The following is a 24,426-nucleotide window of genomic DNA, read 5'->3' on the forward strand; positions in this document are numbered from 1 at the left end:
GTACTGTGGCGAAGTGGTTTAAATGAGAAAAAAGATATTAAGGAATGATACAGGCTATTACACTTGAGTAAAGGTGGCAGGTTATGGTTCTGCCACCTTGTGGTGCTTAACGGTTTTGGATAGTTAAGTATTCGGCAACGCCTTCTGCAACCGTCTTGAACTCAACATCACAGCCTGCGGTGCGCAGTTTGGTCAGATCCGCTTGTGTGAATTCTTGGTAAGCGCCTTTTAGGTGCTCAGGGAATGGGATGGTCTCAATTTGACCGTTGCCATGATGCTTGATAACTGCTTTTGCTACTTCTTCAAAAGATTCAGCACGGCCAGTGCCGCAGTTAAAAATGCCTGACACACCATTTTCTAAGAACCACAGGTTTACTTTACAGACATCACCAACGTAAACGAAGTCGCGTTTAAATGATTCGCTACCCGCGAACAACTTAGGGTTTTCACCTGCATTAAGTTGGTTGTTGAGGTGGAATGCGACTGAAGCCATGCTGCCTTTGTGGTCTTCACGTGGGCCATATACGTTGAAGTAGCGGAAGCCGGTGATTTGAGAAAGGGTTTCACCATGTTCTTCAGCGTCTTGCCATAGGCGACGAACGTAGTTATCAAACTGCTGTTTCGAGTAACCGTATACATTCAGTGCGCCTTCGTATTCGCGTTCTTCAACGAAAGTATCTGTATCGCCGTAAGTGGCTGCTGAAGAAGCGTATAGGAATGGAATCTCGCGGTCTAAACAGTAATGAAGTAGCTCTTTGGAGTACTCATAGTTATTTAGCATCATGTATTTACCATCCCACTCAGTCGTTGCAGAGCAAGCGCCTTCGTGGAAAATTGCTTCAATCGGACCAAAATCATCGCCCGCCATAATTTGGGTCAGAAAGTCGTCACGATCCATGTAATCTGTGATGTCCAGATCAACTAAGTTCTTAAACTTTTTGCCATTTTTTAGGTTGTCGACAACCAGGATATCGTTAATACCAGCTTCGTTTAGTGCTTTAACAATGTTGCTGCCGATCATGCCAGCGCCACCAGTTACGATGATCATAGAACTTCCACCATAGATTAAAATTTTCTCAGGAATTCTAGCAAGAAACGAAAAGTAGCGCTATTGGAAGCAGGAAGATAGGTTTTAGTCTTCTATGACTTAGTATCTAGATATGAAAAAGGGAGCCGCAGCTCCCTTGATTACTTTATTATTCCACATCCGAACGGTTAGGTCTTTGGTACCAAGGGTTTCGTTCGTCGGTTAATTCAATTAAGCTGTATTTGCGGCCGAGCTTCTGCCCTCCGTCACGAGTAAGAGGCTGCCAACTAAAGTTCGCACGATTGTTACTTGGCTTAACGGTCATGATGTCAAACGGAATCGACAAGTAGAAACCTTTAGTAAAGCTACCTTCACCAAATTCGTCTGCAGACAAGTCTGTAAATGAGGCAAAGGCGCCAGCAATTACGCCACTCTTGAACTGCTTAGAAACATTGATTTGTGTACCAACATCGCCAGCTAAGAACTGACCAACATCGACTTGGATCATCAAATCTTGTAGGAATTCCCATTGAGGGTAGTAGTAACCAGATACAAAACCAGTGAATCCTTTATCAATAACTTGGAATGGACGTCCATATTCTGGAACGTTCTGCCATTTCTCATCGTAAACACCGAAGTAACTTTGTGGATCACGTTGAGAAATTACGTTGACGTCAGCGCCAATCGCCCAGTTAGCTCCTTGTGGACGGTAAAGAAACTCGGTACCGACTCCAGCAAACATACTCTCCAGATAGCCCGCGTAGAATTGCTGATCCATCGTATCGGAATACTCTTGGAACCAAGTCAATTGTAAGTTTGACATGGTTACAGCATGTTCATTTTGGTAAGCTCGGAACATGGTGCGAACACGAGGAACAGTAGTGCCATCAGGTGGAGTGACATAAATAAACTTATCGTAGTTGTTATACCAATCCCAGTATAACGAACCGCCAATTTCAAGGTTGTCCGTCAGCCAATATGAGGCATTACCGCTTAGCCCTACACTAAAGAGATAGAAATCTTCAGCGTTTCCGAGAGTTTGAACTAGTTTAGGTGCAAAGCCCCAATCAAAACGTTCAAAACCATCGTAGACAGATTCTCCCATTGGCTTAGTAGTAGCCCTTGAGGTTGCATCTTCTATTTTCGGATTGATGTAATTAACTTGGGCAAAGTCGCGATATTTCTCTTTGGAAATAATCGTTTGTTCGCCGACTAAGCCTCGGCTACGTTCATTGATCGCATAGGTATCAATATCGTCAGGCATTTCATTATGGAGTACAGCTGCCGCTTTCTCGTGTGCCTCTGTACGGTCACGATATTTTTTCTGCTCACCAACGACAGTTACTGTATTGTTATCAACATAAACACGCGTGTTTCGATAGCCAGCAATTTTGTCTAAATCTTCTGTTACACGTTCCCAATCAACATCAGACAGTTCTTTGGGTTGGTTATCTTCCACTTCTGGGGTTGGTGTGTCTCGCCAGAATGATGGCATGTCATTGAAATTAGTGTTTAGCGTTAAGCCTGCTACTAAAGTATCGCCGCGTTCATAACTTAAACGAAAATCGGCCATGCCTAGACGGTAGAGAACACCAAAGTTCCATGGTGTGTGGGGCTTCATATCAACATCTGCCCCCACAACTGCATAGTCTGTAGAATAATCATTGCTGTCGTACTCAACTTTAAATCGTAAAGGAGCGTGCAACGTCTGGAACTCTATACCACCAAATAAAGCCGCAGGCCCTTTGAAAGCTCTGTCAAAATTAGTTGTTCCTCCAGAATCAAGAAACTCTTCAGAACGTTCACAGAATTTGTCTGATGCTTTGCAAAATGGATTGGTTATATTGTCTCTGGTTCCCAAGTAGCCCCAACCCATACCCAAAGTAAAATCAAAAGTACCTAATTTCGAATTAGAATATCGTTTTGTCGCTGCAATAAACTCAGCATCAAAAAGGCCGGTACCAGCAAAGTCTCTCACACCTAGGGCAATTTCTGGCATGTATTCAGATTCTTCCCATAATCTAAATTTAAAATCTATCCCTTTGTCTGTGTACTCATTGTCTACATCAGGAAGTGATGTGGAGTATGGCAAGTCTTGAACTCGAGTATACCGAATAGTTGTTTCTAGCCAAGGTAGTACCTGCAAGGTTACATTGTAAAAAAGGTATTCGTTACTCCCAGTAACAGAAAAGTTGAACTCCCCTTCAGGAGCCATACGTCCGGTTGGCATCTGCATTAAGCCAACACCACCAAAGTCAGATTGAGAAGGCTGTAACGAGGGAGCCTCAAAGGGTATTTCTTGAGCCCAAACCAATGCTGGACCCATTAAAGAAAGGGTTAAGCTTTTTCTAATTGGCATCATTGTGGTCTCTTTGTGGAATTTGGTATCAGTTGAGTGAGTAGGCGGACAATATCTTGGTCCATTTCGGAGTATTCAAGATCATCAAATGGGACATATACCAATGTCAGAGGTGGTAAGTAATATTGTGTTGTTAACCAAGCTCCGTGATGCGGCTTAACTACATGACCATCTGGGTAGATCAACACTGGCGGCGTTGATAGCGTACCAATATTACTTTTCAAACTCTCTATTTGTCTCTGCAAAGGGATGCCTGCCTGCCCCTTAACGGAATAAACGCTATTTAGGTTTCCTAAGTAAAATACTTTTTCTTCGCGTAGAGGGCTTACTAGAACGTAATTGCCGTGCAAAAGCGGATTGTCGAATTTATTTAGTCGAACTTTATCAACATCGATTGCAGACAGTACTCGTGGTGCAAAGCTTTGCTTCTGAATGAATTTGTAGAATGGATGTGCAACCAAATTGTGTTGAATCATTTGATTGAGCACCGAGTTCTTTAAAGCGGTAGAGGTTTTCTCGGCGCGTTCCGATTTATCAAACAAAGTCGTACCCAGAGGATATTGCTGCGAGAAGCTTTGCTCCTTAGCAAGTGCTAACACACTTTCTAAACGAGTCGGCCCTTGAAATTGCAGCTGTTTTCCTACTTCTAGCAACTCAACATTTAATGACTGTGTAGTAGAGGTTTCTGTTTGAGCGAAGCTATGTGAGCTAAAAAGTGGCATGACCAAACCGAATAATGTGAGTAGTCGCTTGCTCATGATTTGCTATACCCCTTTAAAATGGTTAACTCAACCGGAATCATATTTGGCCCTAAATGTTGTAAGGTTTTAACAACCTGACCCTGTTCATTGACCCAATAGTAGTTTTCGACCGATTGAGAAAGGCTGCTAAACTCAACAACTTCTTTATATACGTCGGTCATGGCGTTAGAAATAGGTGTCGTCAACGTTTCTTTGCCTGCATAAAAGCGATTCACATTTGCAGGAAAGCCATAACGATATTGTTTTGTCCAATCGTATGAGAGCGTGTAGTTGACAGAAGCCGAGTTTGAAGAAAAGTCTGGCACATCACCATAAACGCCCGCTAAGTCTCCATTCTGTAGTCCAATCGTTTTGACGATATGCCCATTCTCTGTAACGAGCATAGCTTTGTCAGCACTTACCCATTTCAGTTGTATTTTTCCATTGAGAGAGTTTCGTTCTGCAAAAGCTAAAACAACAAAGACCTGTTTTTGATTCCCAAGTTTCAAATAGGCACTGGCATAAGGAACGGCATTTATTTCTTCTGGGGTCATCTCTACATCGATGTAGTTACCATATGCTTCTTGGACTGTGGCTGATACATCATTGAACTTTTGTGTGCAACCAAAGAGTAAGGAGAATAGCGGAAGAGTGAGAACTGTGCGTAGCCATTTAGACGTTCGGAAGATATTCATTGATCCCTCTTATCAAATAAAATCGCCCTGAGTGAATCAGGGCGATTGTCTTCTATCTACAAACTACAAAACAAAATTAGTTAGTAGTAGGAGCTGATGCTGAAGTAGACGTCGTAGTCGAATCGCTATCTGACGCTGCAACTGCTACTACAGTCACTGCTGCTGCCGCACCTACTGCTACAGCTGTTGTGCCTGTTGCAGAAGCAGAAGCTGCACCTGCTGAACCTGCTTCTTCTGCTGCAAATGCAGTTGATGCGCTTAGAGCCATAAGAATAGCTAGAGCTGTATTCTTCATTATTAATCCTTGTGTATCCGGTATAAAAACATCGATGTTTGGTAGCATAAAATATGCACCAAATTATATTCTAGATAAAAAAGCATTGGCATGTAAATAGTTTCTTATTTTGCCATGTCTGTCGTTCTCATTTCTAACACCAACGTGACATTACGCGGTTATCTTGCTCCGTTGCTTGCTGATAAACTACCAAGAGTGCATAATTTGTCGGCTCGTTTCGCTCAGTATTAGATTATTTGGGGTAAACAGGCCGTTTCACTTATACCATATAAAGAGCGATACAGTGGCTTACGCTCAACGCCTCGGGGCGGTAGCGTGCCATTTATGACGACAGCATTTAATGATCTGCATAGCAAGCTTAACTTTGCCTAGCAGTCCATAATTATTACCAGTACTAGGAACTTTTACGTGATAAGAAATCAGCATTGTTTGGGAATACTTAGTGCACTGGGCTTGAGCCTGAGTTCTTTTTCAGCGTCAGCCGATTTTTACGCGGGCGCTCTAGTGAGCTACTCAAATGCAGAATTGAAAAGCTCGTCTTCCGGGTCCGTGAAAGAGGGAAGTCCTTTCCTTCTTAGTGCGCAAGCTGGTTATTTCTTTAATGACTATATCGGCTTAGAAGGGCGTTATGGGACGTCGGTTCAACGCGACAGTGGTCTTGCGGTTGATAGTGCGATGAGTGGCTTTGTTAAGCTGAATATGCCGGTTTCAGGGCAAATTGCACTTTATGGTTTAGCTGGGTATTCAAGCGTTCAGCTCGATCTGCAAAATGTAGGCTCACATAAAGAACAAGGATTTAGTTTTGGGCTTGGTATGCACTATGCGTTGAACAACCAAAGTGCAGTGATATTTGAGTTTGTTGATAACGTATCGGAAGATCAGGTTCGCCTTAACTCGATTACACTGGGCTTTCAGCACCGATTCTAATTTAAATACCTAGAGCTCAAATTTGGGGCTAGGATTTTTTATTCAATTATTATAGTGACATACCATGTTTAAAGGATTTCTTTCTGTTGCCGCTTTTATACTAGCAAGTACGTTTGCGTCTTATTCGATGGCACAAACACCCACTCCAGAACAAATAAAAATGTTTCAAAACTTACCCGTCGACCAACAGCAGGCACTGGCGAGTAAATATGGTTTCTCAATTCCCTCTAGTTCGTCCTCAAACAAGTCTCCTTACGAAAACCCGCAAGTAATCAAACCTAGAGCTGAAGCTAGTGGTGCCTTATCTTCCAATATAGAAGAACAATGGCTAAAAAAAGGTGAGCAGGAAGAGTTAAAACGTTTTGGTTTAGATCTTTTTGCTGGTTCTCCAAGTACTTTTGCTCCGATCAGTGATGTACCTGTACCAGCAAATTATACCGTGGGAGCAGGCGATGAAATCATTGTACAGTTGTTTGGTAAGGAGAATGAAACACATCGTTTACGTGTAAATCGTGCAGGTACAATCAACTTTCCTTCTCTTGGTCCGGTAAATGTTGCAGGTATGCACTTTTCCGATGTTAGAGATTCTCTGACACAACGTGTAAAAGAACAAATGATAGGTGTTCGTAGTGATATCTCATTAGGTGAACTACGCACCATGCAAGTGTTTGTAATGGGGGATGCATATAAGCCTGGTGCCTACACGGTTAGCGCATTAACGACAATATCACAAGCTATCTATTACAGTGGCGGTTTTGGTGAAAGTGGAGCGTTGCGAGATATTCAGCTAAAGCGTGATGGTAAAATCATTCGTAAGTTGGATATGTATGACCTGTTACTAAAAGGTGATGCAAGTAATGATGTGCGCTTACTACCGGATGATGTTGTTTTAATTGGTTCTGTTAACGATACCGTGTCTATAGAAGGCGAGATCAACCGTCCTGCAATTTATGAAGTCAAGCAAGGTGAAACATACCAGCAACTTATTCAGATGGCTGGTGGTTTTACTGCGAATGCTCATGTCGAGCAGTTGGAGATAAAACGCTACGCTTCACATGGCGCTCGTGAGGCTTTGACGCTTGATTTCAATAAAACGCAAGATCGACAGAGTAAAGTTAAAAATGGCGACGCCATCAAGATCTTGAAAAAAAGCGAAGAGCTTACTCGTTACGTGCAGGTAGAGGGTGATGTTCGTCATCCTGGCTATGTGGAATGGCGCAATGGCCTTCGTGTTGCCGATCTTTTCAAATCTGTTGACTCAGCTTTTAATTCTACAGCTGATGTTAACTATGCGGTTGTGGTAAGAGAGATTAATCCACAGCGTGATATTGAAGTGTTCCAACTAAGCTTAGCCAACGCGATTCTATCACCAGGTAGCCAAGACAACCTTAAGTTACACTCACGAGACCGTATATTGGTTTTCAACCGCTTTAATAACGAAGACTTAGATACATTAGCAACGCAAGATGCTGTTTCAAAAGCAAAAACATTAGAGCAAGCGCAAGAGCAAGCTGAGCTGGAACAACAGAAAGAGCAAGAAGTGATGAGCTCTTCTGTTGCCGTTTCGCATTCAGCAAACGGTACGCTGAATAACCAGAGCACCACAGAGCAGGCGAAACCAGCTAAAATCATTTTCCGTGGTAAAGAGATTACAGAGGAAGACTTTGAAAAGCTGAAGCAAAATACTCGTCGCACTTTGCTTGCACCAGTGTTGTTACAACTTCAGCAACAGTCTCGTTTGGGGCTAGCCCCTCAAATTGCTGAAGTCTTTGGTGAAGTGAAGCACCCAGGGCGCTACCCGATCACTCCAAGAATGACGGTATCAACGCTTATTGAAGCCGCTGGTGGTTTAACTTACAACGCATTCACAATTAATGCAGAACTAGCGCGAACCGCGATTAATAGTGCGGATGAGCGTGCGTATATTGATGTTGAACGTATTGATTTACGTAAAGCAATCCAAGGTAGTGCTTCAGACGATGCAATTATTGTAGGCCGAGATCGTTTGAACATCCTAGAAAAGCCAAACGTGAAGCTACAAAGCACAGTCACTTTACAGGGTGAAGTTCGTTTCCCTGGCACTTATACCGTGCGCCAAGGGGAGACTCTAAGTGAGTTATTGGGCCGAGCAGGTGGTCTCACAGAGTTTGCTCATCCTCAAGGAGCAATATTTACGCGTGAAGCATTGCGTTTACAAGAGCAGAAGCTTTTAAACCAATATGCCGCAGATATGCGCAAAGAAACCGCGAAGAAGACGTTCCGAGCCGATAGTAATATGGCTTCCGTAATTTCAGACCCAGAGAAAACGTTAGCGTTTGTAGAGGAAGCAAGCCGAAGCAAAGCACTTGGCCGTATGGTGGTACAGTTAAACCGTATTTTAAAAGGCGAGCGCTCAGCAGACTTTATGCTTGAGGACGGTGATTTCCTCTTCGTTCCAACTTTCCGAAACACAGTATCAATTATGGGAGAAGTTCAGGTTCCAATTACCTACTTGTTGGACAATAAACTTGATGTCGATGATTATCTGAACAAAGCGGGTGGTGCTAAAAAGCAAGCGGACGAAGATCGCATTTTTGTAGTGCGAGCGGATGGTTCTGTTTACAAGCCTTCATCAGGTTATTGGTTTGGAAATAATAAAGAAGGGTTAAAAGCTGGCGATACTATTGTAGTACCAATTGATACCGACTACCGTGATGCATTAAGCACATGGACTGCAGCAACGCAGATCCTTTACCAAACAGGTGTTGCTATCAACGCACTGAAGTAATGACTTAAGCCACTCAACAAGAGAAAGGGGGAGAAATCCCCCTTTAATATTAATGGAAAAGAATCAACTTGAACTAGATATTGGTGAGCTAATACGCTTACTTTGGCAACAGAAAATAATGATCGTTGCTATCACATTCATATTTGCGGTTGCGTCAGTGCTTTTTGCTATGTCAAAGCCAAATCTCTACAAATCTGAAGCTGTACTTTTTCCGGTAACAGACAATACGCCTAGCTCAACTGTGGGGCAATTGGGTGGTTTAGCTGCGTTAGCGGGGTTTGGTAGCCAAGACAGTTCCAAACAAGCTATTGCTTTAGAGTCCCTACGCTCAAGAGTATTCTTAGGAGCATTCATTGAACGTAGAGATATTTTGATCCCATTAATGGCAATCGAGCATTGGGATGCAGCTACTGGAAAAGTATATATTGACCCGGAGATTTATGACGAAAGTACAAGCACTTGGACAAGAGTTGTTAGTGACGGAAAAACACCAAAGCCAACCATTTTAGAGGCCACGAAAGTTCTTAATGAGTTACTCGTTATCGATTCAAATAAAACGAGTGGTTCAACTATTGTTTCTTTGACGAACCAATCGCCAGTTTTAGCAAAACAATGGCTTGATTGGCTGATCTCAGACCTGAACGAATGGATGAAGAACAAGGACATCAACCAAGCTAAGAATAATATTCAATACTTAGAGAAGCAGCTGAATCTTACAAACCTCTCTGAAATGCAGAATGTTTTTTATCAATTAGTTGAAGAGCAAACTAAGAAATTAATGCTTGCTGAGGCACAAGAGAACTACATCTTCGATATTATCGATCCACCAGTGGTTCCGGAAGAAAAAGATAGCCCAAGTCGAGCTATTATTTGCGTTCTTGGTACTTTGATCGGTGGTATTTTGGCAATGGTTATTGCGTTGTTCCGTATTGCACTATCAAGAAAAAATGTTTAATTTGAGCCTTGATCCAAATAAACTCTTAGGGGTACATATGTACCTCTTTGCTATATTGGCCCCCCTTTCAGTAACAAAATGGAATAAGATAGTTTTAGTCCTCTTATTCCTATCAGCATTAATTACATTTTTCTACTACATCACTATTTCCAAGAAACTCACGTTTGATAAATATTCCTTTGGTGTAATTCTTATATTTTTGTCTGTCTTTCTTGTCTCATTATTTAGTATTTTGATAAATCGAGATTACCTTGTTGCTGATTACTTAAAGTCAGTAGTTATAGGCAGGATGTTTACACTAATAGCACTAACACTTAATTTGGTGCTATTTACAATTTGGTTGGCAGTAGCTGATGAAAAACGTGTGAAACTTATCCTTAAGCTTGGCTTGCTCACTGTATTTAATTTTATTTTGCTTGGGTATTGGCAAGTTATTTGCAATTTTATTGGTATCCCATTTTTCGTAGAAACTAGAGACTGGATGCATGGTGTGCCTGCAGCTTTACGCTCAATTTTTCCTTCTCGAGTGACCTCGATAGCGGAAGAGCCGAATTTCCTTTCCCCGGTTTTGATGGAGTGTATGCTGCTTATTACAGTATTAGTTGCAAAGAAAGCTATAAGACTAGCAATGTTGGGAATGACTGTTGTTATCGTCGTACTTTCTTTTTCTGGCGGAGCCTATGTTAACTTTGCTTTAATTTGTGCTTTTGTATTTTCTTTGATTGCCTTGAAGACAGTATTAACTGGAAAAACAAGAATCAGTCACTTTTTTGTGCTATTGCTGGTTTTTTGTTTATTGTTGGTGCTGACGTATTTAGGTACGTTGCTTTTAGATTTTATCTATTACAAGCTACAGCACGAAGCAACTGGCGGCTCTTCTCGTAGCCAATTTATGGTTTCATTTACTACTTTATTAGCAGAGTCTAACCTAGCTCAACTAATTTTTGGTCATGGACTTGGTACCATGTCTGTTTTAGATAGCTTTGGTATGCGAAGTGAGGATTATTTATTCAGAATTACGAATAACTATACATTGGATATGTTTTGGGAGGGAGGTGTTGTTGGCGTTGGTTTGATCTTGATTTTTTACTTTAAACTGATTTACCCAGGCTTGAAGTATGGTTTTAAGAATAACACTTACCTTATAGGTGCTATAATGTCATTCCACTTCCTAGTAACTTCCACATACCGTTCAGAATATCTAAGTACTCATTTTTTATGGGTGTTACTAATGATCTTTTCCATATATAAACTAGCAGAATTCCAGAGTAATAATGTTAACAATTAATGTTCTAATAAGCACTTTAAATGATGGGATTGAACGCTTGATGTTTGGGAATTTTCCTAAAGATGAAGCGGTGACATATATTGTTGTTCATCAGATAAAAGATAGCTATGTTTTAACGGAATCTATCAAGGAATGGTTAGAGAGTCGAGTTGACTTTTTATATTACAGTTCAAGTGATAGTGGGCTATCTAAAAGTAGAAACTTAGCTCTGAGTAAGTCATTCTCAGATGTGGTGGTATTTTGTGATGATGATGTTAGCTATGTAAATGAAGCTTTCGATATAATAAAAAGTAGCTTTGATGGGAATGTTGATATAGCAACATTTAAAGTAAAAACTCCGGATGGGTTAGACTTCAAAAAATATAATAGTAACGCATTTTTACATACAAACAAGACAATATTTAAAGTGTCATCAATTGAAGTTGCTGCCAAGCGAGAATCTATCATGAAAAAAGAAGTGAAATTTGATGAACGCTTTGGTTTGGGGACTCAACTTCCAGCATCGGAAGAAAATATATTTTTATTGGATTGTTTTAACAAAGGTTTAAACTTAAAATATTTCCCAAAAACTATCAACTTACATCCAATAGAAAGTTCTGGTAGAGATTGGGGAAATAAAAGAATGCGTTCAAGTAAGTTATCGTTTATGTATAGATGTTTTAATGTTATTGGATTTTTTATATTTTTATTGTTTGCTATGAAAAAATATCCTGAGTATAGAAAATCAGTCAGCTTTTTTTCATTTTGTAAAGAAAATATAGATGTGTTTTTTAAATACTATAGAAATAAAAAATAGACGTTAACATCTGTAAGTTTCAATTAAGGGTAAATTATGAAAATTTTGGTAACGGGTGGCGCTGGATTTATTGGTTCAGCTGTTATTCGCCACATAATCAACAACACGGAAGACTCCGTTGTTAATGTAGACAAGCTGACATACGCAGGAAACCTTGAGTCTTTGTCTGATGTTATGGATAGTGAGCGTTATGTTTTTGAGAAAGTTGATATCTGCGATAGAGAGTCATTAGAGACAGTATTTTCAAAGCATAAACCTGATGCGGTAATGCACTTAGCTGCGGAGTCTCATGTAGATAGATCTATCGATGGCCCGTCTGCTTTCATTGAAACTAATATCGTAGGAACTTACGCATTACTTGAAGCTGCACGTAATTACTGGAATGGCTTGGAGCAGGAATTTAAAGAACAATTCCGTTTTCATCATATCTCAACAGATGAAGTGTATGGTGATCTAGAGGGAACTGATGATTTATTCACTGAAACAACGCCTTATTCTCCATCGAGTCCTTATTCCGCTTCAAAGGCATCAAGTGATCATCTAGTTCGAGCATGGCTACGTACCTATGGTTTACCCACAATCATTACCAATTGCTCTAATAACTACGGCCCTTATCATTTTCCAGAAAAGCTTATTCCATTGATGATCCTCAATGCCTTAGAGGGTAAGTCTTTGCCCGTATATGGCGATGGGATGCAAATTAGAGATTGGCTATATGTAGAAGACCATGCCCGTGCACTGTATAAAGTGGTAAGAGAAGGCTTGGTGGGCGAAACTTACAATATAGGTGGTCACAATGAGAAAGCTAACATTGAGGTTGTCAAAACCATTTGTACTATTTTAGAAGAGCTCGTACCAAATAAACCAAGTGGTGTTAAAGAATATGTAGATCTTATAACTTACGTCTCTGATCGTCCGGGTCATGATGTTCGTTACGCGATAGATGCGACAAAGATTGAGCGTGAACTTGGGTGGAAACCGGAAGAAACTTTTGATTCAGGTATCAGAAAAACGGTGGAGTGGTACTTGGAAAACAAAGTTTGGTGGTCACGTGTTTTAGATGGTTCATATGCCGGTGAGCGTTTAGGTGTTATCAAAAAGGGGACAAATTAATGAAAGGCATTATTCTTGCGGGAGGCTCTGGCACTCGATTGTTTCCTATTACGATGGGGGTATCTAAGCAATTGCTTCCGGTTTATGATAAGCCTATGATTTATTATCCTTTATCGGTATTAATGCTTGCTGGTATTAAGGATGTTCTAATCATAACGACACCTGAAGATAAAGACAGCTTCGTACGTCTACTGGGAGATGGGAGCCAGTTTGGGATATCACTAAATTATGAAGTTCAACCGAAGCCTGAAGGATTAGCACAAGCCTTTATTATAGGTGAAGAGTTTATTGGTGATAGTAGTGTGTGCCTTGTTTTAGGTGATAATATTTTCTACGGACAGGCGTTTAGCCCGAAATTGAAGCTTGCTGCTAGTCGCTCTCAGGGAGCTACGGTGTTTGGCTACCAAGTTAAAGATCCAGAAAGGTTTGGTGTTGTAGAATTTGATGACAACCAAAAGGCGGTTTCAATTGAAGAAAAGCCAGAAAAACCTAAATCTAATTATGCGGTTACAGGGCTTTACTTCTATGACAATGACGTTGTCAAGCTTGCGAAAGAAGTTAAACCTTCTGACAGAGGTGAACTCGAAATTACCTCTTTGAATGAAGCTTACCTAAAGAAAGGTCAATTGAACGTAGAAATGTTAGGGCGTGGTTTCGCATGGCTAGATACTGGCACTCATGAAAGTTTACTTGAAGCTGCTCAGTTTGTTGAAACGATTGAAAAGAGACAGGGCTTCAAAGTTGCTTGTTTGGAAGAGATTGCTTTTTCAAATGGTTGGTTAACAAGAAATGAACTTCTGCAACGAGCAGAGTTAATGGCCAAGAATAGTTATGGTCAGTACTTGAAAACTTTAGCTGGTTAACCGTTTGTGAGTGATACTCAAAGTAAAGCCAAAGCCGGCTTAAAGTGGAGCGCTGTAGAAAGGATTTTAACACAAGCTATACAATTGATAGTGATGTTGATATTAGGCCGAATGTTAGGGCCTTCAGCATTTGGTCTCATAGCTATGTTAACAATATTTATCGCCATTTCTCAAACAATGGTTGATAGTGGTTTTAGCAGTGCGTTGATACGCAAACAAGATAGAAAAGAGGTCGATTTTTCGACTACTTTCTACTTCAATATCTTGGTTTCAATTTCCTGTTATATACTGCTCTTTGGTAGTGCTCCTTATATAGCATCTTTTTATGAGCAACCTACGCTCACTTTATTACTTAGAGTATTGGGCATTGGTGTGGTTATCAATGCTCTTGCTGTCGTACAAAGAGCAAAGTTGACCATAGAGGTGGACTTTAAGACTCAAGCGAAGGCATCTTTTCTGGCCGTAGTATTTAGTGCTGCAATTGCTATAACTATGGCTTATTTAGGCTATGGGGTTTGGGCTCTAGTCGCTCAAACGCTTTCTTTTTATGCTGTCAGTGCTATTACACTTAATATACTTTCTCCATGGATACCTAAAACTGGCTTCTCAAAAGAATCTTTCACTGAGTTATTTGGCTTTGGGTCAAAGCTTTTACTTTCAAGTCTAATAGATACTATTTATAACAATATCTATCAGTTAGTGATTGGTAAGTTCTTTACTGCAAGCCAACTTGGTTACTTCTCTCAAGCAAAGAATTTATCTCATATTCCATCACTAACTCTTACAACTATTATTCAAAGAGTTAATTATCCTTTATTAAGTAAAATACAAGATGATAATGAGAAGTTAGAGAGTGCTTATGTGTTAACGCTAAGACTATCTTCCCTTTTTATATTTCCTATCATCTTAGGTATAGGGTTAATATCCACTCCTTTAGTCAATATATTACTCGGTTCTGCTTGGGGCCCTACATCTGAACTAATCTCAATATTGTGTTTTGGATATATGCTATACCCCATCCATGCAATTAACCTCAACTTACTTCAAGTGAAAGGACGTTCAGATCTTTTTTTGAAATTGGAAATTATAAAGAAAACTTTAATAACGATTATTTTGTTTGTAACAATACCGTTAGGAATTAAGGCTATTACCATTGGAATGGTCGTTCAGTCATACGTTTCTTTATGTATTAATACATATTATACAGGGAAGCTAACATCTTTGAGTTCCTCAAAGCAGCTTAGATTTCTCTTTCCAATTTGGAGTATAGCCATATTTAGTGCTTTAATATCATCTGTATGGTTCAACTTTTTAGATAGTGATATTTTTCAAATTATCATTGTTTTAAGTTCAGCACTATTTCTATACATTATCAGTATTAGAGTTATACAAAAAGACCTTTACTTGTATGTGGTGAACAACATTTTTAGGAAAAATTAAATGAAACCAATTACCGTCACCTCTCCACTTTTACCACCTTTAGAAGACTTTACTGCAAGCTTAGAAGACATCTGGGAACGGAAGTGGCTTACAAATAATGGGACTTATCATCAACAGTTAGAGCAAGCACTTTGTGAGTATCTAGGGGTTGAATATATCAGCCTTTTTTCAAATGGTACATTAGCGTTAGTGATCGCATTACAGGCTCTAGAGTTAGAGGGTGAGGTCATCACAACGCCTTATAGTTTTGTTGCTACCAGTCATGCGCTATTACTGAACAAACTTAAACCTGTATTTGTAGATGTTGACCCAGATACATTAAACCTTGACCCAGCCAAAGTTGAAGCAGCAATCACAGATAAAACTGTTGGCATTCTGCCAGTGCATGTTTACGGCACCCCATGTGATCACTCTCGCTTACAGCAGGTTGCTGATAAGCATGATCTAAAGATCATATATGATGCTGCTCATGCGTTTGGTGTTGAAGAGAAAGGTTGCTCTGTCCTAAATTATGGTGACCTTTCTATCTTGAGCTTCCATGCTACTAAGGCTTACTCAACAATAGAAGGGGGAGCTGTCATTTGCCATACAAAAGAGATGAAAGAGAAGTTAGACAAGCTTAAGAGCTTTGGTTTTGACTCTGATATTGAAGTATCTCTAATTGCGCACAATGCAAAAATGAACGAAGTGCAAGCAGCTTTTGGTTTAGCAACCCTGAACATCATAGATGATGCCATTGCCCAACGAAAGTTCGTTGCAAACGAATATCGTAGTCAGCTACGAGGTGTTAAAGGCATCAGTTTTCCTAAAGAGCTGCCAGATGTTAAATATAACTACTCATACTTTCCAGTTTTTATTGATGAACAAGAGTATGGAGAATCTAGAGATTCTCTATTTTCAAAGCTTAAAGATAGTAATGTATTAGCTAGACGTTACTTTTATCCAATAATTACTGATTATGCTGCTTATAAGAACAATCCTGAAATTGAAATTGTGAGTGATGAGATATCTCGAGGCATTTCAAAAAAAGTAGTTTGCCTACCATTACATCATGAGCTGTCGATAGCTGACATTAATAAAATTGTTGAAATTTGTAAAAGTGAAAATAAAAAATGAAAATTGCAATCACAGGCCCACTAGCAGATAGAAATCTTGGTGATTATGGGATGTTTATTAACAACCTTTACGATATTTCACCAAAAAATGAATTTGTGGTTTTTTCTTACAATAGTTCGTTTGTTGAGCAACTAAAGAATGATTATCTGAAAGAGTTTAGTCTTGATTTTGTCGACGTTGAACTGTCAGAGAAGAAAAAAGATAACCTCGATCCGATTGAGCAACTAAAAAAATTAAGAAGAGTTCTATTGGGTAAAGAAAAATCTTACTATCCAACACCACTAGAACTTTTGAATCGTTGTACCAATATCTCTGCGATCGAAAAAGAGATTGAAAGTTCAGATGTATTACTTGTTTCTGGAGGCGGCTACTTTAATGATTTATGGTTTGAGTGGACACGAAATGACGATCTCTTTAGAATCATTGTTCCTATTTTGATCGCTGCGAAGATGAATAAAAAAATTGTCTTTACCGCAAATGGATTTGGGCCATTTGACAGCAGTAAACACTTCTATGAAATGATTTTTGCCGAGGCTAAAGATGCGATCATCACTAGCCGAGACCGTAAGTTATCTCCTACTTATCTATCTGATATCGGGGTTAAAGACATTACCTATCTACCTGATGACCTATACATAATCAATGATGGAATTAACCCAAGAGAACAATCTAAATCATCTAAATATGGTAAATATGTAATTTTTGAGCAGTACGGAAACATCAATAAATTTAAAGAAAATATTGAGTCAATTCGCACATTGGTTACATTCTTTAAAAACAAAGGAATAAATGTTGTTTTTCTTACTTTTGATGTCGACGAAAAAACAATAAGCTATTTAAAAGAAGAAGTAAAGGAAGATAACTTCTTTATCTATGATTTTGAAACTGGGTATTTGAAAATTGATGAAGCGATTGAGTTAATTAAAAACTCTGAGTTAGTACTTTGTAATAGATATCATGCGTTAGTTTTATCCGTTACTAATCAGATACCCGTAATTAATGTAGTAAAACCAGTTTTTGATCTAAGATATTATTATAATAAAAATGCAGGATTGCTAGATAATGCATTTGAAGGAGTGTACTTTAATTATAATGAGTATATGCAAGAGTCTTTATCTGGTGCTATTCAATATGTCATTGATAATTATGAACATATCGTTAGTTATCAAAGTTCATTATACGCATCAAGTGAATTTTCTTCCAATAAAGATAAACTTGCGGACAAAAGAATTGAATTCTTTTCTACTCATTTCCAAGATTAAATACGATAGACTTTGATTATGATGAATGTTTTAGTTGTACCTTGTGGTACTGAAATTGCGCACGAAATTGTACGTTCTCTCAAAGATGTGAAAAATACCGTTGTTTTTGGTGCAAATGGCATCAAAGCCTATACAGAAATTCCGAGTGAGCGTGTTTCAAATAACATTCCTTTTATTGATGATGAAGGGTTTATTGAATCTATTGCTAGCCTCATTAAAGAATGGGGGATCACGCATATTATTCCAGCACACGACTCTGCAGCACTCAAACTATCAGAGTCTGCTCCAACACTATCTGCGAAAATTGTAAGCTCTCCTTATGAGACGAATATGGTGTGTCGTTCTAAAAAGTTGACATACGAGAGACTTACAAATGTTGTTAAAACGCCAAAGTTGTTTCAGCAGACTGATGAATTAGAGTTTCCACTTTTTGTTAAACCGGATGTCGGTCAAGGGAGTGTTGGGACAAGGCTTGTTAGAGAAGAGAACTCTTTAGAACTCAATGATGATGAACTGTTATGTGAGTACCTGCCAGGCGAAGAGTTTACAGTCGATTGTGTTTCTAATCATCTAGGGGAACTTATCTTTGCAAGTGCTCGTAAGCGCAATCAAACTAGAAACGGCATTGCTGTAGAAACAGAACTTGTACAAGATCAAGAGCGCTTTAGAGAATTGGCTATTAAAATCAGCTCTACACTAGATCTTCGTGGTGGGTGGTTTTTTCAGGTAAAAGAAGCAAAAGATGGCGAGCTTTGCCTTTTAGAGGTTGCGACCCGAATTGCGGGGTCAATGATTACTAGTCGATTCAATGGAATCAACTTCACTGAATTATCGTTACTTGTTTCAAACGACATTCCGATCTCCGTATCTAACAATAACCTCAATGTAAAAGTATATAGGAATCTTAATTTTCAGTTTGAAACTAACTTAGATTTTGATGTGATTTACACTGACTATGATGACTGTCTTCTTCTAGAGGAACGATTTATAAATGCGGAGTTAGTGAAAGTTATTTTCGAAGCGATTAATGCTGGTAAAAAAGTAAAACTTATCACTCGCCACGCTGGAAACCTCAAAGAGTCACTAGAAAAATATCGATTAACAGAGTTATTCGATGAGGTTATTCACATTAAGGATAATGATGCGTTGAAATCTAACTTTATCTCAGATGAAAAAGCAATTTTTATTGATGACTCTTTCCGTGAGCGTAAAGATGTTTCGAGTCGATTGGGTATCCCGTGCTTCTCTGTTGATATGATTAGAGGTTTATCTTGTTTAAGAAACTAAGTGCACCAGCATCTGAAGAAAAAATCACTCGCTATTGGAAGCACACCGATAAAGTATATGTCAGTGTTGTTTGTCCTTGCTTTAATCAGGAAAATTACATTGCTGATGCCTTGGATAGTTTTCTGGCCCAACAATTGGACTACAAGTTTGAAATAGTAGTCCACGATGATGCTTCTACAGACTGTACACCCGAAATTTTAAAGGCTTATCGGAAAAAGTATCCTTCAATAATTCGGTTAATCTTACAAACAGAAAATCAGTACTCACAGCGAAAGCAAATCTCGACGATAGGCGTCTCTCATTCAAAAGGTGAATACATAGCCTTATGCGAAGGCGATGATTTTTGGGTCGATGAATTAAAACTGCAAAAGCAGTTATGCAGAATGATTGAAGAGCCAAAGTTTCAACTTTGTTATACCGCAGGTTATGGGCTGTATGACGATGGTAGCTACAAAGACATATCCAAATTTAGTAATACAGAATGTATTGTTGACACCTCTAGCGTAATTAGAATGGGAGGCGCGGGTATGCCGACGCCATCTTTATTAATGAAGCGAGAGGTTATCGAATCCATGCCAACCTGGTTTCAAGAAGCTGCGCCGGTAGGGGACTTTTATATGCAAATTATTGGTTCTAAGCCTGAAGGGGCTCTATTTTTACCTGATCAAACAGTTTGCTATCGTATTAATGCAGTTGGTTCTTGGTCTTCTGAGCGAAGTAAAATATCTGTTTCGAACACTCTAGATAATATGGCCAGACAGGAGAAGGCAATTCGAGGCTGTCTATGTGATTGGCAAGATGAGAGTGATCTCAAATATGCACTTTCAGTTAACTTATATAACACGGCTTTTACTCTTGTAACAAATAAAGAGTATGAATATGTAAAAGATCTTATCGTATGTTCCTGGAATCTTTACCCCAATGCGCATCGAGTTCAAGCGATCTTATACAGAACCCGACATATACCAAATATAGCAACCTATGTTTTTAGACTCTATCAGAGATTAGGAACAAAAATAAAAGCTAGAAGATAAGGTTGTTAGAGAGACTAACGAAAAATTTTAGCTAACTAGTAAAACGGTTTGAATAGATGCAGAATAACGAAGATGTAGTTTCTATTATCATGCCAACTTACAACTCTGAGCAAACGGTTGTAGAAAGCATTCAAAGTGTACTATCCCAAACGTATAAAAATTGGGAGCTTATAATAGTAGATGACAGATCTACCGATAATACTTGGAAAGTCATTCAAACATACGCTGATAAGTACGACAATATTCATGCATATCAGAATAAAGAAAATCTAGGTGCGGGAGCGAGCCGAAATTTTGCGATAAAAAAAGCAAAAGGTCGCTTTATTGCATTTTTAGATTCTGATGACTTATGGATGGAAAACAAACTAGCAGAGCAGATCCCATTCATGCTTGAGAATAACTATCCACTCACATACACCCACTATAGCCGTTTTAATAATGAAGAAGAGCTAAGTGTTGTAACTGCGCCAGAATATACAACGTACAAAAAACTCATGTACAGTAACGTTATCGGGTGCCTGACCGCCGTTTATGATACACAGGCGCTAGGTAAGCGCTATATGCCTCTTATTCGTAAACGTCAGGATATGGGATTGTGGTTAGATATACTGAAAGATACTCCCAAAGCATACTGTCTACCTAAGCCATTAGCAAAGTATCGTATGGATAGTGGTATGACAGCTAACAAATTTAGCGTTTTGTCATACCAATGGAAGTTCTATAGAGACGTAGTAGGTTTGAGTTTGCCAAGAAGTCTATTTACATTTTCTGTCTATGCCGTTAAAGGTACGATGAAACACCGAACTAAGCGCAAGTCTTAGTCTCGCTAATCTCCGTAGAACCTAGTAACACAAAATACGCATACAAAAAGAGCAGCTACCGTAAGGCGCTGCTCTTTTTTATACCTATGATCCGTTCGGTTGAATTCGCCGTTTTCTAGCGCCCCATCCCAAACAACACTGTTTTAACCGTAAGGAAAAGAATCTTCACTTCCATCATCCAGTTTTGGTGTTTGATGTAGTAGATATCGTATTTATGCTTCCAGATAGCGTCTTCTACCGATGCGCCATAAGGGTATTTTACTTGGGCTAGACCAGTTACCCCAGGTTTAACGGCGTGACGAAAGCGGTAGTAAGGAATGGCTTTTTCCAATTCAGAGATGAACACCTCGCGTTCTGGGCGAGGACCAACCATCGACATCTCTCCCTTTAGTACATTGATTAACTGAGGGAGTTCATCTATGCGAGTTTTACGAATAAAACAGCCGACTTTCGTTACGCGAGCGTCGTTCTTGGTCGCCCATTGGGCACCGTTCTTTTCTGCATCGTTTCGCATCGAGCGAAACTTGATCACTTCAAACTCTTCATTATATTGGCCAGTGCGACGCTGCTTAAAGAATACCGGGCCTGGTGACTCAAGCTTAATGAGCAGTGCCGTAATAAGCCCTACTGGGATAGCAACCCATGACAGCATAAAAACAAACAAGAGATCGATGAAGCGCTTTTGCCAGCTGTTCTTACGATTAGAGAGGATAGAAAAAGCTTTTTGGTGTAAGAAGTAGCCGCTATGCAAGAGCTCAGTTTCAGTGTAGCCAAGTGAACGATCAAAGTAGCTAACTAGAGGCTCAACCCAAGCACCTAGTTCTGTCGCAGCTACAAGAAACGCTTGCTGCTCAGGGTTTAGGTGTGAGCTTTTGAAGTGGCAAAGCGTTTTACTCTTGAAATCCCTAAGAGCATAGTTATTAACTTGTGCGTTAATCTCAGGGTGTCTCTTAAGTACTTGAGCAATCTTTGCTTCGTCTTCTTTTGGACAGTAGATATAAAGGCAAGCGTCTGTTTTACTTGCGGATAACTCGTCCAATGCTGATGTTATGCTGATAGAATTATTTTTAGTTAATTCAGAAGCTTCTCGTTCTTGAAGCGTGTCGCTCATACTGTCTGTCATAGGAATGGAATAAGTTGTTTTCGACTAGCCAATTGCTTACAAGTCGGCGATTATAATTTAATTCGTATAGAAATTATATCCCTTAATCCAGAACATGCTTGTAACTTTGTTAATTTTCTTGAACCTGAGTCCTTACTTATGGCTTGTTTTTGAATCTTGACGTAACTATATCAATGAATTCGACAAACTATGTTTGCGATATATTATGTTGCCTCGAAATTAAATGATTATCTAATTCACTATATTACGCAGTTATATCCGAGGTTGATTAGTTTTTGATAAAGCGCTTTTTTCGAATCTCCCTCACCATGTATAAGGTGAACCTCTTTAGGAGGAGTAGGAATGGCAGTTACAAATTGTATTAAGTCGTTCATATCGGCATGCGCAGAGTAGCCTGACATCGTATGAACTTGAGCTTTCACTTTCACGCGCTTACCTTCAATCAATACACTTTCTTCTCCATCCTGGATACGCCGACCTAAAGTCCCTTCCGCTTGATAGCCAGCAAATAGAACATCATTTCTTTCATCAGGTAGTAAAGCTTCCAAATAATTGACGACACGGCCACCTTCACACATTCCGGAGGCTGCAACCACGATAGCGGCTTCTGATGTACTTGCGAGACGGTTAACGAGCTGTAAATGGTCTGCGTGGCTTTCGATCGTAATGCATTGGTCAAACGCGAGAGGGTGTCGATGATGATCGAGTCGCTCTTTCGCTTCAGATCCCCAAAGTTTTTTAAATTGGCGATAGGTATTGGTCACCTTTTTAGCCAAAGGAGAGTCGAGAATAATAGGCAGTGAATCTTGCAAAGCGTGCTCATGTATAAGCTGCTCTATATCAAAGAGTAACTCTTGGGTTCTCCCGACACTAAAAGCTGGTATCACAATTACGCCACCATCCCTAAGTGCGTGCTCAATAATAGAAAGTAATCGCCTGCTGCGAGACTCTACATCCTCGTGAGTTTTATTGCCGTAAGTCGACTCGATAAACAGGTAGTCAGCTTTTTCTGGTGATAAGGGATCCGGTAGGAGAGGTGTGTTGCGAGGTCCCAAATCCCCGGAGAAAACAACAACCTCTTGGTTTGATAAATGAAATTCAATATATGCTGAGCCTAAAATGTGCCCAGCAGGTTGAAAGCGAAGAGAAGTACTCTCTTCTATTTCTACCCACACAGAGTAAGGACAAGGACGAATAAGCGCTCGAATAAAATCGAGCACTTTCTCTCTTTGATGACGTCGCATACCCAATTGGAGCTTTAAACCATCTTCTAACATAAGCGGCACGAGCTCAGCGGTGGCTTCCGTACAGTAGATAGGGCCCTTATAGCCAGCTGCTAATAGCCAAGGCAGCCTACCAATATGATCGATATGAGAATGGGTCAGCACTACCGCTTTGAGATGAGCGATAGAAAAATCGATACCCCAACTCTGCTGCTGAGCATGGTCTTGGCCTTGTAGCAAACCACAGTCGATCAGCACACTTCCATTTTGTAACACGAGCTCGTGGCAAGAGCCAGTAACCGTATTTTTCCCACCGTGGTGCAGTACTTTCATAACAAAACGACGCTTTTACCTTTGCTAGCTTACGCTTGTGAATATCTATTTTACACATAGCCAAACCTCACTATTTGGCAGTGATTTGGTAAATCGCTCAGTAGTCAGGGTAAGCAGGCAGATAGTGAATAAGTGAGCGTATTGTAGGCAAGCAAAATAGGAGAAAGAAAATGGCAAAACTGAAAGTTTAGAGAGACTTAGATATTCGTCATAAATTTGACTACGTTTCATTGCAACCGCTTGTGATGCAATTCATATTATTGCAACTATTTTCATTTAAGATTTTGGAATCAGCGTCACTGGCTGTTTAGTGCTCGCTGCGTAAAGTGGGTGTTTGATAATTATAATTTTATAAAACACGCCACATTTATGACGGTATAAGTGTCAGAAAAAAGACATTTTTTTGTAAGCTTTTTACACGTTCTACTTTTAGTTGCAACGTGTTTACTATACAATTCGTCTCCTGTTTGGAAATGCAACCGTTCACATTACGTGCAAAAACTTGCTTCTAGGAGCCAGACCTAGGGGCGGTAGCGTGCCCAAATCACCGTTGAAGCCTCCTTCCTAATAAAAGAAAGAGGTCAAACTAAAGAATTTTCAATAATAATAAGCACCTAAGTGCATTTCTGGCAAGATTGATTTATAAAAAACGAGAACTATTACAAATTTATGTAATTCCCTTTTGTCAGAGGGATGCTCAAAGCTAACAAAGTGGCGAGCGAATGTTGGTTAGGCATAGGTTACAATTTAAATCTCCATTTCTCATACCTATCAAAACCAAGCACTAAGCGTGTAGAAGTAGTTAACTATCGACTCAAACCGTCAGTTAGCATATACAAGCTTTGTATTTGGCCTGCCTATAAAAAGCTGTGAACCCGTGACCGCCGTGAGCGAGTATCGGGGTGATTCAGTTACTTACATATTCAATATTAAAAATTAGCGTTTGCTTTGCGTTACAACCC

Annotated in this window: 20 protein-coding genes; 13 read left to right on the plus strand and 7 right to left on the minus strand. The window is 39.6% G+C overall.

Annotated features, from left to right (window positions below; genetic code table 11):
• Positions 1-106 precede the first annotated feature (106 nt).
• From rfaD to ACHFJ9_RS09070, 5 genes are all read right to left on the minus strand, one after another.
• Positions 107-1,048 carry an ADP-glyceromanno-heptose 6-epimerase gene (gene rfaD / locus ACHFJ9_RS09050; protein WP_395356562.1) on the minus strand — a complete coding sequence of 314 codons (942 nt, stop codon included), beginning with the start codon at positions 1,046-1,048 and terminating at the stop codon, positions 107-109.
• 148 nt (positions 1,049-1,196) lie between these two features.
• Entirely contained in the window at positions 1,197-3,389 is a 2,193-nt protein-coding gene (locus tag ACHFJ9_RS09055) for a YjbH domain-containing protein (protein ID WP_258638435.1), read from the minus strand.
• Entirely contained in the window at positions 3,386-4,144 is a 759-nt protein-coding gene (locus ACHFJ9_RS09060) for a capsule biosynthesis GfcC family protein (protein WP_258638436.1), read from the minus strand. The genes ACHFJ9_RS09055 and ACHFJ9_RS09060 overlap by 4 nt, the downstream gene beginning before the upstream one ends.
• On the minus strand, positions 4,141-4,821 hold the full coding sequence (locus ACHFJ9_RS09065) for a YjbF family lipoprotein (RefSeq protein WP_053807658.1): 681 nt from the start codon (positions 4,819-4,821) through the stop codon (positions 4,141-4,143). The genes ACHFJ9_RS09060 and ACHFJ9_RS09065 overlap by 4 nt, the downstream gene beginning before the upstream one ends.
• 76 nt (positions 4,822-4,897) lie before the next feature.
• Positions 4,898-5,116: a hypothetical protein gene (locus tag ACHFJ9_RS09070; protein ID WP_025520696.1), complete on the minus strand. Its 219-nt coding sequence runs from the start codon at positions 5,114-5,116 to the stop codon at positions 4,898-4,900.
• Between the two features lie 408 nt (positions 5,117-5,524).
• Between ACHFJ9_RS09070 and ACHFJ9_RS09075 the strand changes: the two genes are divergently transcribed.
• The 13 genes from ACHFJ9_RS09075 (at position 5,525) to ACHFJ9_RS09135 (ending at position 20,785) form a co-directional block, all read left to right on the plus strand.
• Positions 5,525-6,043, plus strand: a complete 519-nt coding sequence (locus ACHFJ9_RS09075) for a porin family protein (RefSeq protein WP_053807659.1) — start codon at positions 5,525-5,527, stop codon at positions 6,041-6,043.
• A gap of 64 nt (positions 6,044-6,107) precedes the next feature.
• Positions 6,108-8,810: an SLBB domain-containing protein gene (locus ACHFJ9_RS09080; protein WP_395356566.1), complete on the plus strand. Its 2,703-nt coding sequence runs from the start codon at positions 6,108-6,110 to the stop codon at positions 8,808-8,810.
• 52 nt (positions 8,811-8,862) lie between these two features.
• Positions 8,863-9,765: a Wzz/FepE/Etk N-terminal domain-containing protein gene (locus ACHFJ9_RS09085; protein ID WP_258638440.1), complete on the plus strand. Its 903-nt coding sequence runs from the start codon at positions 8,863-8,865 to the stop codon at positions 9,763-9,765.
• Between the two features lie 37 nt (positions 9,766-9,802).
• Positions 9,803-11,053 carry a hypothetical protein gene (locus tag ACHFJ9_RS09090; RefSeq protein ID WP_225461848.1) on the plus strand — a complete coding sequence of 417 codons (1,251 nt, stop codon included), beginning with the start codon at positions 9,803-9,805 and terminating at the stop codon, positions 11,051-11,053.
• On the plus strand, positions 11,040-11,849 hold the full coding sequence (locus ACHFJ9_RS09095) for a hypothetical protein (protein WP_395356568.1): 810 nt from the start codon (positions 11,040-11,042) through the stop codon (positions 11,847-11,849). The genes ACHFJ9_RS09090 and ACHFJ9_RS09095 overlap by 14 nt, the downstream gene beginning before the upstream one ends.
• Before the next feature lie 36 nt (positions 11,850-11,885).
• Positions 11,886-12,962, plus strand: a complete 1,077-nt coding sequence (gene rfbB, locus ACHFJ9_RS09100) for a dTDP-glucose 4,6-dehydratase (protein WP_053807664.1) — start codon at positions 11,886-11,888, stop codon at positions 12,960-12,962.
• Positions 12,962-13,825 (plus strand): glucose-1-phosphate thymidylyltransferase RfbA, encoded by an 864-nt coding sequence (gene rfbA, locus ACHFJ9_RS09105; RefSeq protein WP_225461849.1) that lies wholly within the window; start codon positions 12,962-12,964, stop codon positions 13,823-13,825. Before rfbB ends, rfbA begins: the two co-directional genes overlap by 1 nt.
• Before the next feature lie 6 nt (positions 13,826-13,831).
• Positions 13,832-15,265, plus strand: a complete 1,434-nt coding sequence (locus ACHFJ9_RS09110) for a lipopolysaccharide biosynthesis protein (RefSeq protein ID WP_053807666.1) — start codon at positions 13,832-13,834, stop codon at positions 15,263-15,265.
• A complete protein-coding gene (locus ACHFJ9_RS09115; protein WP_395356571.1) occupies positions 15,266-16,381 on the plus strand; it encodes a DegT/DnrJ/EryC1/StrS family aminotransferase in 1,116 nt (371 codons plus the stop codon).
• Complete coding sequence (locus tag ACHFJ9_RS09120; RefSeq protein ID WP_395356573.1) at positions 16,378-17,643, plus strand: polysaccharide pyruvyl transferase family protein; 1,266 nt, start codon at positions 16,378-16,380, stop codon at positions 17,641-17,643. Before ACHFJ9_RS09115 ends, ACHFJ9_RS09120 begins: the two co-directional genes overlap by 4 nt.
• 18 nt (positions 17,644-17,661) lie before the next feature.
• Positions 17,662-18,930: an ATP-grasp domain-containing protein gene (locus ACHFJ9_RS09125; RefSeq protein WP_053807669.1), complete on the plus strand. Its 1,269-nt coding sequence runs from the start codon at positions 17,662-17,664 to the stop codon at positions 18,928-18,930.
• On the plus strand, positions 18,915-19,964 hold the full coding sequence (locus tag ACHFJ9_RS09130) for a glycosyltransferase family 2 protein (RefSeq protein WP_053807670.1): 1,050 nt from the start codon (positions 18,915-18,917) through the stop codon (positions 19,962-19,964). Before ACHFJ9_RS09125 ends, ACHFJ9_RS09130 begins: the two co-directional genes overlap by 16 nt.
• A 56-nt stretch (positions 19,965-20,020) precedes the next feature.
• A complete protein-coding gene (locus tag ACHFJ9_RS09135) occupies positions 20,021-20,785 on the plus strand; it encodes a glycosyltransferase family 2 protein (RefSeq protein ID WP_053807671.1) in 765 nt (254 codons plus the stop codon).
• A gap of 115 nt (positions 20,786-20,900) precedes the next feature.
• Here ACHFJ9_RS09135 and ACHFJ9_RS09140 read toward each other — a convergent pair whose 3' ends face one another.
• Positions 20,901-21,908, minus strand: coding sequence for a sugar transferase (locus ACHFJ9_RS09140; protein WP_395356576.1), 1,008 nt, complete (start codon positions 21,906-21,908; stop codon positions 20,901-20,903).
• A 239-nt stretch (positions 21,909-22,147) separates the two neighbouring features.
• Positions 22,148-23,464, minus strand: a complete 1,317-nt coding sequence (locus ACHFJ9_RS09145; RefSeq protein ID WP_395356578.1) for an MBL fold metallo-hydrolase — start codon at positions 23,462-23,464, stop codon at positions 22,148-22,150.
• Positions 23,465-24,426 lie beyond the last annotated feature (962 nt).

Source organism: Vibrio sp. D3 (assembly GCF_043995865.1).
In the GTDB taxonomy this organism is placed as follows: Bacteria; Pseudomonadota; Gammaproteobacteria; order Enterobacterales; family Vibrionaceae; genus Vibrio; species Vibrio diabolicus.